The following is a 12,933-nucleotide window of genomic DNA, read 5'->3' on the forward strand; positions in this document are numbered from 1 at the left end:
ATTGCCGGGTCAAACTGAAATTGCCCACGCCGGCCGGCACACAACCGCAAGCTACACAACGTTCACTAACGTCACAAGTTGTGCAGCGCAGGGCCACCGAGCAGGCTGAACTCGGCCGGCAATGAGGCTCGCCAGAAATCGAAGAGGATTCAAGCATGCCAATCACAGCACGCATTATGCGCTCTCGCCGCACGGTGGGTACCGTCGTTCTCGCCGGGGTCGTCGCACTCGCTCTCAGCGCCTGCGGGGTCACGAGCGCCACGAACACCGAGGCCACCGACAGCGGCCCGATCGAGAACCTGCAGGTAATGATTCCCAATGCCCCCGGCAGCGGTTACGACGTCACCGGCCGCGCCGCGGTCAAGGTGATGGACGACCTGGGCCTGGCGACCGGCACCGAGGTCACCAACCTGGCCGGCGCCGGCGGAACCGTTGGCCTCGCCCGCACCCTCACCGAGACCGGCAACGCCAACTTTCTGCTCATGATGGGGCTCGGCGTCGTCGGCGCCGCCTACACCAACGAGGGCGATGCCAAGGTCGCCGACGCGACCCCGATCGCTGGACTCATCGAAGAAGCCGGCGCGATCTTCGTCGCCGCCGACTCCCCCTACCAAACCATCGATGACCTGGTCACAGCGTGGAAGGCCGACCCGGCCACCTTCGCGGTCGGCGGCGGCTCCTCACCGGGCGGTCCGGACCACCTGCTGCCGATGCAGCTCGCGGATGCCGTCGGCATCGACCCGACAGCGGTCAACTACGTCGCCTATGACGGCGGCGGCGAATTGCTGCCGGCCATTCTCGGCGGCAAGCTGCAGTTCGGTGCCTCCGGCTACGGCGAGTTCCTCGAACAGGTGAAGTCGGGCGACCTGCGCGTGCTCGCCGTCACGAGCGAAGAGCGCGTTCCCGTCATCGACGCTCCCACCCTCACCGAAGAGGGCATCGACCTGGTCTTCACCAACTGGCGCGGGCTTCTAGCCGCCCCTGGCCTGTCCGACGCCGAAATCGCCCGCCTCGTCGACGCCGTCACCGAGATGCACGACAGCGAAGAATGGCAGCAGGTTCTCGAGGACAACAGCTGGACCGACGCCTTCATCACCGGCGACGATTTCAGCACCTTCCTCACCGAACAGGACACCCGCGTCGCCGACGTGCTGAAGACCCTGGGCCTGGTCTAATAATGACCGCCCCCAGCACCGAAGCTGCTTCCGGGCTTCGCGCACGCCTGCAGGGTCGCTCCGAGCTCGGCGTGGCCGCCCTGCTCGCGGGAATCGCGATGGTGATCGCGGTCGACACCGCGAACATCCGTCACACCGCCATCAATGCCGGCGTGATGGGACCGCAGGTCGTTCCGACGATCATTGCGATCGGCCTGGGACTGTGTGCGATCGCCCTGGCGATCTCAGTGCTGCGGGGCGGCCACGCCGACGCCGAAGACGGTGAGGACATCGACCTCTCCCAGAAGGCTCACTGGCCGACCGTCTTCGGCCTGGGCGGCCTGATTCTCGTCTTCGCCCTCTCGATGGACTTTCTCGGTTTCGTGATCGGCAGCGCGCTGCTGTTCTACGGTTCCGCCCTGCTGCTCGGCTCCAGGCGCTTCGTCTGGGCGCTCGTGATCGGTATTCTTCTCGCCGTCGGCACGTTCTACGGCTTCGTATTGGGCCTCGGCATCAACTTGCCGGCCGGCCTGCTGACGGGAATTCTCTAAATGGACAACCTCACCCTGCTGATGGAGGGGTTCAGCAACGCGCTGACCCTGCAGAACCTGCTGTTCGCCCTCATCGGCGTGCTGCTCGGCACGGCCGTCGGCGTGCTGCCCGGCATCGGCCCGGCGATGACCGTAGCCCTGCTGCTGCCGCTCACCTACGCACTCGACGTGACCGGGTCGCTCATCATGTTCGCCGGCATCTACTACGGCGGCATGTACGGCGGGTCGACCACCTCCATCTTGCTGAACACCCCCGGCGAATCCTCCTCGGTGGTCACGGCGCTCGAGGGCAACAAGATGGCCAAGGCTGGCCGCGGAGCCCAAGCCCTCGCAACCGCCGCGATCGGTTCGTTCGTGGCCGGCACCCTGGCCACCGGCGCCCTCGTCTTCGTCGCCCCGTTCGTGGTCGCGATCGCGATCGGCCTTGGCGCTCCCTCGTACTTCGCGATGATGGTCTTCGCCTTTGTCGCGGTGAGCACCGTACTCGGCTCAAGCCGCATTCGCGGACTCGCCTCGCTGTTCATCGGCCTCACCATCGGCCTCGTCGGCCTCGACGGCACCACCGGCCAGCCACGACTGACCTTCGGACAGCCGCTGCTCTCGGGCGGCATTGACGTCGTGGTCATCGCCGTCGCACTGTTCGCGGTCGGTGAAGCCCTGTGGATCGCCGCTCACCTGCGCCACGGCACCCCCGCGACGATCCCGGTCGGCGTGCCGTGGATGGGCAGAGACGACTGGAAGCGTTCCTGGAAGCCGTGGCTGCGCGGCACCGTCATCGGCTTTCCGTTCGGTGCGATCCCGGCCGGCGGCGCCGAGATTCCCACCTTCCTGTCGTACGTGGCGGAGAAGAAGCTGTCCAAGCATCCGGAACAGTTCGGCCACGGCGCCATCGAGGGCGTGGCCGGGCCGGAAGCGGCCAACAACGCCTCTGCCGCCGGAACGCTCGTGCCGCTGCTGACCCTGGGACTGCCGACCACGGCGACCGCCGCGGTGATGATCGCTGCCTTCAACCAGTACGGAATCCACCCCGGCCCGCTGCTGTTCCAGACCGAGCCGGTGCTGGTCTGGACCCTGATCGCGAGTCTGTTCATCGGCAACACGCTGCTGCTTGCACTCAACCTGCCGCTCGCGCCGCTCTGGGCGAAGCTGTTGCGCATCCCCCGGCCGTACCTCTACGCTGGCATCCTGTTCTTCGCGACGCTCGGCGCCTACGCGGCCGGCATGCAGACCTTCAACATTCTGATTTTGCTTCTGCTGGGCGCGCTCGGCTACATGGCCCGCCGCTTCGGGTTTCCGGTGCTGCCGATCATCGTCGGCGCCATCCTCGGCCCGGAGATGGAACGCCAGCTGCGCCGCTCGCTTCAGATCAGCGCCGGCGACCCGGCCGCGCTGCTGAGCGAACCGCTCGCGGTTGTGGTGTACGCCGTGATTGTGTTGTTCCTGGTCGGCCCGCCGCTGGTCAAGGCACTGCGTCGTCGCTTCGGTCGCGGAGGTCCAACTGAGGGACCCCGTTCCGGTGGCGGAAGCTCGGACGACAACGACGGCTACAGCGCAGATACAGAATCCACCGTGCAATTCGATGCCTTTGGAACCCAGACGTCGGACGGAAGCGCCCGCGTGATTCGCGTGGTGCGCCCCCGAGCCGGGCGGCGCGGAAAATAGCACCCTCCGGTTTCGCATACGCTCGGCGCGGGAGTCGGCGTACTGGTGTCATGCCAGCTGCCGCCTCCCGCGCCGACGTCGTTCGCTTGCGCCTGCACGCCCAGGGGCTGGCCGGGCCGGCGCTGTCCGGATCGACGCGGGCCGGCCCGGTCGCCGTCGCCGAGCGGATGCTCGCGGTGCAGGCCCAGGACTACCCCGCCGGACAGTGGGCCCTCGGCGTGCGCTCCCCCGGAACGACCATTGCCGACGTGCAGGCATCCGTTTCGGCGGGTGAGATCGTGCGCTCGTGGCCGATGCGGGGGACGCTGCATTTCGTTCCGGCCCGGGACTTGGGCTGGATGCAGGGTCTCACGACTCCGCGGCTGCTCGCCAAGACGCGCGCGATCAATGCCCGACTCGGCCTCGACCTGCCCGTGCTGGACCGGGCCCGTGAGGCCGCGATCACCGCGCTGACCGGCCACAAGCAGCTCAGCCGGGCCGAATTCATGACCATGCTGCAGGCGGCCGGCCTCTCGACCGAAGGCCAGCAGCGGATGCCACCGTGGTGCCGACGAGCCTGCGCCAGCACACGCCGGTGCTCGCACTGCCCGGGTTCGACGAGTACCTGCTCGGCTACCGCGATCGCAGCCACGTGATCTCCACCGCCGACCTCGTTCGGGTCGTGCCAGGGCGCAACGGCATCTTCCTGCCGCTCGTGGTCACAAACGGCCGCATCGTCGGCACCTGGCGTAAGAAAATCGCGATATCGGGAGTGACAGCCGACGCCACACTGTTCGAGGAAGCGCGCGAGGCGGCCACCCGCACGCGGGCCGAGAAGACTGCGCGAGAATTCGACCGGGCCGCACAGGACTACGCGGGGTTTCTCGGCGTGCCGTATCGGCTGAGCGCGAAGCGAACGCTGCCGGCATCCGTTTGACCGCCCCCGAGCGGGTTACCCTTGACCAGTGAAACTAACCTCGGCCCTGCGCATCTCCAAACGGCTTCCGCTGCTGCAGGTCATCAAGATGGCCGTCGCCGTGGCCCTGGCCTGGCTGGTGTCGCAGCTGCTGCTGCCGAGCGACCTGCCGATCTTTGCCGCGATCGCGGCCCTGCTCGTGGTGCTGCCGAGCGTGAACCAGACCTTGGGCCGTGCGATCGAACGCACCGCGGGCGTGATTGGCGGTGTCATCATCGCGTCGACGATCGGCTTCTTCCTCGGCCAGTCCAGCTGGGTCGTGCTCGGAACGATCATGGTGAGCATTCTCGTGGCCTGGGCGCTGCGCCTGTCTCCGGTGTCGGCGAGCCAGATTCCGATCAGCGCCATGCTCGTGCTCGCCCTCGGGGCCACGACGCCGGGGTACGCCCTCGATCGCATCTTCGAGACGTTCATCGGAGCGGGGATCGCCCTGGTGATCAACGCGCTCATCGTCCCCCCGGTACTCATCGCGCCCGCGCGGGACGCCGTGGGTCTGCTGGCCCGCGAGTTGGCCGACACCTTCGACCGCATCGCGCAGGCGCTCCGCACCCCCCAGACCCCGATCGACCTGATGGAACTGATGATCAAGGCCCGGCTGCTGCGCCCCATGCTCGTGTCGGCGGAGAAGGCCATCGCGCAGGCGGAGGAGAGCCTCATGCTCAACCCGCGCAAGGCCAGGCTGCGGGTCGCGCTCGACGCCGACCACGCCATGATCGAGCGGCTGCCGACGCTCGTGACCCGTGCCATCGGCATGACCCGCGCCCTGCACGACCACTACGACCCGTCCCTGCAGTTCGAGCCGAGCGTGCAGGCGTTCTCCCGAGAGCTCGCCAGGGCCGCCCACGACCTGGCGCTGCTCGCGCGGGAGGAAGGCGACCTCACGGTCGTGCCGGACCCGCCAGACCCCGACGTGCTGGCCCTGACCGAGCCCTTGCGCATCGTGACGCCGCACCCGGACCACTGGATCCTGATCGGCTCGCTGATGGAAGACCTGCGCCGGGTGCGCGAGGAGATCGTCGGCGACCGCGCCTGAGCCGGCCGCAGCGAAACGGATGCTCCGCGCGGGTCACGCGCGCAGCATCCGCTCTGGAGCAACGCGGTTTAGAGCACCTTCGACAGGAAGTCCTGGGTGCGTTCCTGTTGCGGGTTGCCGAACAGTTCGGCCGGAGTACCCTCTTCGACGATGACGCCGTCGGCCATGAAGATGACCCGGTCGGCGACCTCACGGGCGAACCCCATCTCGTGGGTGACGACGACCATGGTCATTCCCTCGGCGGCAAGGTCACGGATAACCTGCAGCACCTCGCCGACCATCTCCGGGTCGAGGGCGCTCGTGGCCTCGTCGAAGAGCATGATGTCGGGGTTCACGGCGAGCGACCGGGCGATGGCGACCCGCTGCTTCTGGCCGCCGGAGAGCTGCGCGGGACGGGCCGACGCTTTGTCGGCGAGGCCTACCCGGTCGAGCAGCTTGAGGGCGGTGGCGCGGGCATCCGCTGTGGATTGCTTCTTTAACTCGACCGGCGCGAGCATGATGTTCTGCAGCACGGTCATGTGCGGGAACAGGTTGAAGTGCTGGAACACCATGCCGATGTGCTGGCGCACCTCGTTGAGGTCGACGGTCTTGTCGCTGAGGTTGAACCCGTCGACGATGACCGTGCCGGCGCTGAGCTCGTCGAGCTTGTTGAGGCAGCGCAGAAAGGTGGACTTGCCCGAACCCGAGGGGCCGATGACGCAGACGACCTCGCCCTCGGTTATCTCGACGTCGAGGCCCTTGAGCACCTCGTTGGAACCGAATGACTTGCGGAGGCCCTTGACACTGATCTTGCTCATTTGTTGAACCTCTTGTCGAGCTTGTTGGAGAGCATGGTGAGCAGGTTGATGACGATGAAGTACAGTGCGGCGACGATCAGCAGGGTCTCACCGGTGCGAAAGTTCGAGGCGTAGATCTGCTGCCCCTGGTACGTGAGCTCGGCGAATCCGATCACGGCCAGGAGCGAGGTGTCCTTCAGAGTCATCACGAACTGGTTGATGAAGGACGGCGTCATGATCTTCACGGCCTGCGGCAGCACGACGCGCCGCATGGTCGTGACGTAGCCGAGCCCGAGGCTGCGGCCGGCCTCGGTCTGGCCCGGGTCGACCGACTGGATACCGCCGCGCACGATCTCGGTCATGTAGGCACCGGCGTTGAGGCTCAGGGTGAGCACGCCGGCCGTGAGCACGTCGATCGACTGCCCGGTCAGCTGCGGCAGGCCGAAGTAGAAGAAGAAAGCCTGCACGAGCAGCGGCGTACCGCGGAAGATGCTGACGTAGCCGCTCGCCAGGCCGCGCAGCACGCGGCTCTCGGAGACCTTGAAGAACCCGAACAGCACACCGAGTACGAGGGCGATCAGAATCGACAGGCCGGTCGCGAGCAGCGTCAGCCCGAGGCCCTTCATGAGGGCGGGCAGGCTGTCGCCCAACAGACCGAAAAAGCCGGATGCCGCGGCGGGCGCCGGCTGCTCGAGGTAGGTATCGAGAATGGCCTGGTATTCGCCGCTGTCCTTCAACTCGGCCAGGCCGGCGTTGAAGGCGGCGAGCAGTTCGGGGTTCTGGCCCTTGTTAACGGCGAAACCGTAGGAGCTGCCCTGTTCCTTCTCGGTGACCGACTTGAGCCCGTTGTTCTGGTTGATGCCGTAGGCGAGCACGGGGTAGTCGTCGAAGACCGCGACGGAGTTGCCAGCCTTGACGTCGTCGTACATCGTGGCCGAGTCGGCGAGGGCCTTGACGGTGAAGTCGTACTCGTCCTTGATCGAGTTGGCGAAGGTCTCGCCCTCGCTGCCCCGCTTGGCCACGACGGTTTCGCCGGCCAGGTCGGAGTAACCGATGATCTCGGTGTTGTCCTCGGCGACGGCCATCTGCACGCCGGAGTCAAAGTACGGCTCTGAGAAGTCGAATACCAGCTTGCGCTCGTCGGTGATCGACATTCCGGCGATGACGCCGTCTACCTGGTTGGACTGCAACGCCTGCAGGGCTGCGTCGAAGCCGAGGGACTTGATCTCCACGGTGAAGCCCTGATTCGCGGCGATATCGCGAATCAAGTCCATGTCGATGCCGGTCAGTTCACCGTTCTCGCGGTACTCGAACGGCGCGAAGGTGGTGTCGGTGCCGATGACGTAGGTTTCGCCGGTGACCGCGGACTGCGGCTGGCTTGCGGCCGCGGCGCTGACGCCGACGAATCCGCCGGCGAGGGCGAGCAGTGCCGTGACGGCAACCGCGAGCTTCCCCGCCCGGAAAATATTCAATTTGCGCAAAGTGAAAAACCATTTCTTGTCGTGCGATTCGCGCCGATCGACGCTGACCTACCGGGGGCGGATGCTGCACACCCCGTCGAAAAAGCCTACCTTGGGGTGCACGCCGCGATCTCACCCGGTCAGATCTGAAGGAGATCCCTTGGAATACAGCGACAACGACGTGCACGCCTGGATCGACACGATCGCGAGCCCGACCCGCCGGCGGGATGCCCTAACCCTGCTGGAGATCATGAAGCGGGTCTCGGGAGAGGAACCACGCATGTGGGGATCCTCGATCATCGGGTTCGGCCACTACCACTATAGGTACGCGAGCGGCGTCGAGGGCGATGCCGGGGCCGCCGGGTTCTCCCCGCGCAAGGCCGCCATGACCGTGTATTTTCCCGACGGAACAGCCACCTACGCCCGGCAACTCGAGCGGCTCGGCCCGCACAAGACCGGCGTCGTCTGCCTCTATCTCACCGATTTCAGAAAGATTGACCTGGACCTGCTCGAGAGCATGATCACTGACTCTTACCGGGCGATGACGGCGAACAGAGTTTACGGGCATTTGGCGGAGGAATTCCGGGGCGGTCGAAGCGGCATCTAGCTCCTACGAGACGACGGCGAACTGCGTGTCATTCCACAGGGTGCCGAGCACCATCGGCGCCGGCCCGGAGCGCGCTTCCCGAAAACCGGTGCCGGCCCAGAGGGCGAGCCCGTCGGGGTCGCCGCGACGGGCGGCATCCGCTCGGACGACCTTGGTGAGGTGATGCACCTGCGGATACTCGTGGGGCGCTCTGGCGTCGTGGGCGGTGATGAAGGCGTTCCGCAGGCCGCGCGCCGGACGCCCGGAGAAAGCCCGGGTGACGACGGTCTCGGTGAAGCGCGGGTCGACGAGGGCATCCTGGTGTGCCGGGGTCGCGCCGCATTCCTCGGTGCGCAGAAAGGCCGTGCCGAGTTGCACGGCCGCGGCGCCGGCGGCAAGCAGCGACGCGATCTGACCGCCAGAGTGGATGCCGCCCGCCGCGACCAGCGGCAGCGTCACCACCGCGCGAATTGCGATCAACAGCTCCCCCAAGGCCAGGGTGCCGGGTTCGCCGCTCGTCGTGAACGTCGCGCGGTGCCCGCCGGATTCCGGTCCCTGCACGCACAGGGCGTCGACGCCGCGGTCTTCGGCCTGCAAAGCTTCGGACACCGAGGTGACGGTGGCGATCAGGAACGATCCGGCCGCGTGCATCCGCTTGACTGCGTCGTCGGACGGCAGGCCGAAAGTGAACGAGACCACGGGCACGTGATGGGCGATAACCAGAGCGACCTTCTCGGCGAACCAGTCGTCGTCGCTCTCATGGATCTCACCGAACGACGCGCCCGGGTTTTCGAGGGCGAGCAGGTTTCGGTAGGCCTCGACGGCTGCCCGATCTATCAGCGGCGCCTGCGGCAGAAAAAGGTTCACGCCAAAGGCCCGATCAGTGCGTTTGCGCACGTCGATGATCTGCTCGGCCAGCACTTGCGGGGTCTTGTACCCGCCTGCCAGAGAGCCGAGGCCTCCCGCGTCGCTCACGGCGACCGCGAGGTTCGGAGTTGAGGCGCCGCCTGCCATCGGGGCCGCGATGATCGGAATCTCCAGGTCGTTCAGGGTGAACACGGGAATCTCCTCGTTTGATTGGACCGATGTTCCAGTGATTGGAATCAAGATCTAATATTGTCTGCCGGGGCGCGCTTCAAACAGCGTCCTCCTTGCACCTTGGCACAGTTCCCGGCATCCGCTCTACGAATCGGCTTCGCGAGCCGCTGTCTCCAACCGTTCCCGGTAGGTCTGCCACCAGGCCGGGTCACCGGTCGGCAGGTTACCGTTATCGGCACGCAGGCCGACGGAGCCGTCAATCAGTTCACTCACGATGCCAGCGTGCCCGGCATGCCGGTGCGTCTCCGCAATGATGTGGACAAGAATCTGGTGCAGCGTCACGTTGCTGCGCTCCGGCGGCCACCAGGCAACGCGACCCGGCGCGCTGAGGGGCGGCGCACTGAGGGGCGGCGCCTCGACTGTCGCGGCCGAATGCTCGCCGACACGACGATACAGATCGACCACCCAGTCCCGAGACTGCCCGGGCGTCGCCCACATGTCGGCATTGATCTCGGCGTCCTCGTCGAGCCACGGCAGCGCCTCGCCGAACAGCCGCTCGAATGTGTCACCCAGGTAGCCGGCTTCAACGCTCGCTACGTGTTTGATCAGGCCCAAGAGGTTGGTGCCGGTCGGTACCAGGGGGCGCCGCACGTCGTATTCACTGAGCCCGTCGAGTTTCCAGATGAGGGGCCGGTGCGCGAGTAGCGCAGCAGGGTCATCTTCTCTGCAGAATCATCCATGCTTTCAGCTTCGCAGCCCGTCTCGGTCTGGCATAGGCCTCAAACGGATGCCGGCGGCCGCTTTGGCCACCCCGGGCCTGCACTTGTGGGACGGGGCCCGGGCCCGGGCCGTGGGCCCAGTTGAGAAACTGTGCCCACGGTCAGAACATGGGCCCGGTACCGCCGATCGCCTTGTTGGCCGATCGGCACGGTATGGATCTGCACACAAATGGAAGGACTAGAGACAAAAATTCGATTAGAATTTCGGATCTTCCAAGTCGAGGCACTGAATAGTCCGGGTAGGAGAGCGCTTCACAGCACGGTATCCGGCAGGTTGGCATGGAACTCGTGGTTCCGAAGCGTCTAGCGGCCAAATTTTGCTCCTTTAGCTGTACTGAGTTTCTCTCGCTTTTATGTTCGATTTGCGGTAGAATTAATGTGAAGGAGGCACTGGCGCCCATGTTCATGGAAAACCCCGGCAACGCGAGCTCGAATCCCGTCATTGTGGCGGTGGAGCAGGCCAGGGATCTGTTGCTGGCGGCGTTGGGCGGGGTGTCGTTCGGGTTGCTCGGTGACGAGGAATCCCTGACCATGTTGCTCGCCCTCGAAAGCGTGGGTCGGATCGTCGATGGGGCACGGGTGCTCTCGACGACCGATGTGCTGCGTCGCTCCGAATATTTCGATGCTGCTGCTGCGAAGAGTGCCGCAGCTCGGGCCGTCGCTGTCCAGACTGCCGCGGTGGAGGTTGCTGGTGTGGAGGTTGCTGGTGCCGAGGCTACTGGTTCGGAGTCGGTGATACCGGAGTCGGTGCCGCCGGACGCGGCGGCGGCGCTGGGCATGGTTCCGAGCGTGGCGGGTGCGGCGGCGGCTCTGGCCGCGCCGACACTGGCGCGCCGGCTCGGCTGCCGCAGCGGCGTGGATCTGATCTGTACCCTGGCCCGGCTTTCCCCCGCCGAGGTGCGCCAGCGTGCCGCGCTCGGCGAGAAAGCTGGCGAGCGGATGCTGCTCGGCCGGCCCCTCACCCCCACCTACCCCGTTCTCGGCGACGCCCTGCAGGGCGGAGCAGTCGGGGTGGAGCAGGCCCGCGTGATCGTGAAGGTACTCGACGGCCTGCGCTCCTCCGTGCTGATCGAGGACCTCGACCGGGTCGAACGCTCCCTGGTCGCGAGCGGCTCCGGCGCGATCACCCCCGAAACCGAGGGCCTTCCCGGCGCTGGCATCGCCTTCGCGCCGGAGTTGCTGCGGCAGCAGGGCATTCAGTGGCAGGCACGCCTCGCCCCCGACGGATCCGCGCCCGGCGAAACCTCCGCGGAACGGCGCAGCTGGCTCACCTTCGGCGGCCTGAGCAACGGCGGCTACAGCCTCAACGGCTGGTTCACCACCCTCGACCGCGCCATCATCGGCAACGTCTTCGACGCCTACCTCTCCGCCGCGGCGGCCAACCCCGTCCCCGGCGCCAGCACTCCCGGCACCACCCCGGCTCCCGCCAGCACCACCCCGGTATCCGGCACCAGCGGCACCGCTCCGCGGGCCACGGTCGAATTTCGCGAAACTGAGCCCACCAACGCCGAGATCGACGAGGGCAACGGGGGCGACGACGGCGACGAGCGGAACGACGTCTCCGCCAACGACAACCAGGAGACGGCAGCCAGCGAGAACGCGGTCGAGATCGAGAATGAGGCTGAGGCTGAGGCTGAGGCTGAGGCTGAGGCTGAGGCTGAGGCTGAGGCTGACAGTATCAATCAGCCAGACACGCTCAGCACCTGCCCGCAGCAGCCCGATGACACCCGGTCGATTAGCGAGAAACGAGCCGGCATCCTCCGCGCCGTTTTCGAAGCCGCAGCCCGACAGCCGGGCACCCCCACGATGGGTGGCGCCGCACCGACGGTGCTCGTGCACATCAACATCAACGACCTCCTCGCCGGGCGCGGAGCCGGCTGGATCGACGGCACCGACGGACCCCTCACCACCCAACAAGTCGACGAACTCATCTGCGCCGGCGGCTACCAACCCATCCTCTTCGGCCACACCGGCAAAATCCTCAACCTCGGCACCACCAGCCGGTTCTTCACCGCGAGTCAACGCCGGGCCCTCGCCGCCCGCGACGGCGGCTGCGTCATCCCCGGCTGCACCGTGCCACCCCACTACACCCAGGCCCACCACGTCATCCCCTGGCACAAAGGCGGCCCCACCGACATCGGCAACGCCGTACTCCTCTGCAACGCCGGCCACGCCAGCATCGACACCTCCGGCTGGGACATCGACATGAGAGACGGCCGCCCCTGGATCCGCGGACCCCTCCTCTACGACCCCACCCAAACCTGGCGCCCCGCCAGCCACAACCGCGCCGCCACCCCCACCGAACAACCCAACTGGGACAAATAGGCCCACGCAGCGCACCAGCCAGCCAGCCAGCCAGCCAGCCAGCCAGCGGGAATTATCTCGGACTGCCTGGGACTGCCTGTAAAACGGTATTTCCCGCCTGACGGGGGCTGTCTCGCAAACGGTGTTTCCGGCCTGACGCGCTGGACGAGGGTCTGGCGGGAAAGGTACCGTAGTGACGACACTGGATGCCGTGACGAAGAAGACGAGATCTCAGCCCACCCCTGAGGCCCGTGGCGCCGACTCGGCGCGGTCGCAGCTCATCTGGTCGGTGCTGTGATCAGTTCAGCGGCCACACGTTAATTTAGGAGATTCCATGTCCTTTCAGGCCTATCTCACCGCGATTGAAGAGAAGACCGGTCTGACGCCGCGTGCGCTCGTCGTGCTGGCGCACGAGCGCGGTTTCAATGACCCCGCGACGAAGGCCGGCGCCATCGTCGACTGGCTCAAGGCCGACTACGGCCTCGGCCGCGGGCACGCGATGGCCCTCGTCTACGTGATCAAAAACGGCACGACGATCAGCGAGAAGCACGTCGGAACCGACGGTGTGCACCGGGACGAGTCCGTCGAGCTGTGGCTCGACGGCAAAAACTCCCGCCCGGTCTGAAGCTCGGCGA

13 protein-coding genes are annotated in these 12,933 nt (G+C 66.5%); 9 read left to right on the plus strand and 4 right to left on the minus strand.

Going from position 1 to position 12,933, the window contains the following annotated elements:
• Positions 1 to 176 precede the first annotated feature (176 nt).
• Genes E3O06_RS03155 through E3O06_RS03180 form a run of 6 tightly spaced genes read left to right on the plus strand, consistent with a single transcriptional unit; the run spans position 177 to position 5,355 of the window.
• Positions 177 to 1,175, plus strand: a complete 999-nt coding sequence (locus E3O06_RS03155; RefSeq protein WP_134501673.1) for a Bug family tripartite tricarboxylate transporter substrate binding protein — start codon at positions 177 to 179, stop codon at positions 1,173 to 1,175.
• A gap of 2 nt (positions 1,176 to 1,177) precedes the next feature.
• Positions 1,178 to 1,705 carry a tripartite tricarboxylate transporter TctB family protein gene (locus E3O06_RS03160; RefSeq protein WP_134501539.1) on the plus strand — a complete coding sequence of 176 codons (528 nt, stop codon included), beginning with the start codon at positions 1,178 to 1,180 and terminating at the stop codon, positions 1,703 to 1,705.
• Positions 1,706 to 3,367: a tripartite tricarboxylate transporter permease gene (locus E3O06_RS03165; protein WP_134501540.1), complete on the plus strand. Its 1,662-nt coding sequence runs from the start codon at positions 1,706 to 1,708 to the stop codon at positions 3,365 to 3,367. It begins immediately after the preceding gene.
• A gap of 50 nt (positions 3,368 to 3,417) precedes the next feature.
• Positions 3,418 to 4,002, plus strand: coding sequence for a DNA glycosylase AlkZ-like family protein (locus E3O06_RS03170; RefSeq protein ID WP_134501541.1), 585 nt, complete (start codon positions 3,418 to 3,420; stop codon positions 4,000 to 4,002).
• Complete coding sequence (locus tag E3O06_RS03175; RefSeq protein WP_420898862.1) at positions 3,912 to 4,283, plus strand: DNA glycosylase AlkZ-like family protein; 372 nt, start codon at positions 3,912 to 3,914, stop codon at positions 4,281 to 4,283. The genes E3O06_RS03170 and E3O06_RS03175 overlap by 91 nt, the downstream gene beginning before the upstream one ends.
• A 28-nt stretch (positions 4,284 to 4,311) precedes the next feature.
• Entirely contained in the window at positions 4,312 to 5,355 is a 1,044-nt protein-coding gene (locus tag E3O06_RS03180; RefSeq protein ID WP_134501543.1) for an FUSC family protein, read from the plus strand.
• Between the two features lie 68 nt (positions 5,356 to 5,423).
• On the opposite strand, the gene E3O06_RS03185 is transcribed toward E3O06_RS03180, so the two are convergent.
• Both E3O06_RS03185 and E3O06_RS03190 read right to left on the minus strand, forming a co-directional pair.
• Positions 5,424 to 6,152, minus strand: coding sequence for an amino acid ABC transporter ATP-binding protein (locus E3O06_RS03185; protein WP_134501544.1), 729 nt, complete (start codon positions 6,150 to 6,152; stop codon positions 5,424 to 5,426).
• Positions 6,149 to 7,603, minus strand: coding sequence for an amino acid ABC transporter substrate-binding protein/permease (locus tag E3O06_RS03190; protein WP_198415768.1), 1,455 nt, complete (start codon positions 7,601 to 7,603; stop codon positions 6,149 to 6,151). The genes E3O06_RS03185 and E3O06_RS03190 overlap by 4 nt, the downstream gene beginning before the upstream one ends.
• A gap of 148 nt (positions 7,604 to 7,751) precedes the next feature.
• On the opposite strand from E3O06_RS03190, the gene E3O06_RS03195 reads away from it, so the two are divergent.
• Positions 7,752 to 8,198, plus strand: coding sequence for a DUF1801 domain-containing protein (locus E3O06_RS03195; RefSeq protein ID WP_241979831.1), 447 nt, complete (start codon positions 7,752 to 7,754; stop codon positions 8,196 to 8,198).
• A 3-nt stretch (positions 8,199 to 8,201) separates the two neighbouring features.
• Here the strand turns inward: E3O06_RS03195 and E3O06_RS03200 are convergent, their stop codons facing one another.
• Positions 8,202 to 9,236, minus strand: a complete 1,035-nt coding sequence (locus E3O06_RS03200) for a nitronate monooxygenase (protein WP_134501546.1) — start codon at positions 9,234 to 9,236, stop codon at positions 8,202 to 8,204.
• A gap of 123 nt (positions 9,237 to 9,359) precedes the next feature.
• Positions 9,360 to 9,866, minus strand: a complete 507-nt coding sequence (locus E3O06_RS03205) for a DinB family protein (RefSeq protein ID WP_241979832.1) — start codon at positions 9,864 to 9,866, stop codon at positions 9,360 to 9,362.
• Between the two features lie 506 nt (positions 9,867 to 10,372).
• Here E3O06_RS03205 and E3O06_RS03210 point away from each other — a divergent pair.
• Positions 10,373 to 12,319: an HNH endonuclease signature motif containing protein gene (locus E3O06_RS03210; protein WP_166788078.1), complete on the plus strand. Its 1,947-nt coding sequence runs from the start codon at positions 10,373 to 10,375 to the stop codon at positions 12,317 to 12,319.
• 313 nt (positions 12,320 to 12,632) lie between these two features.
• Complete coding sequence (locus E3O06_RS03215; RefSeq protein WP_134501549.1) at positions 12,633 to 12,923, plus strand: DUF4287 domain-containing protein; 291 nt, start codon at positions 12,633 to 12,635, stop codon at positions 12,921 to 12,923.
• The last annotated feature ends 10 nt before the right edge of the window (positions 12,924 to 12,933 follow it).

It is taken from the genome of Cryobacterium glaciale (genome assembly GCF_004402535.1).
Taxonomy (GTDB): domain Bacteria; phylum Actinomycetota; class Actinomycetes; order Actinomycetales; family Microbacteriaceae; genus Cryobacterium; species Cryobacterium glaciale.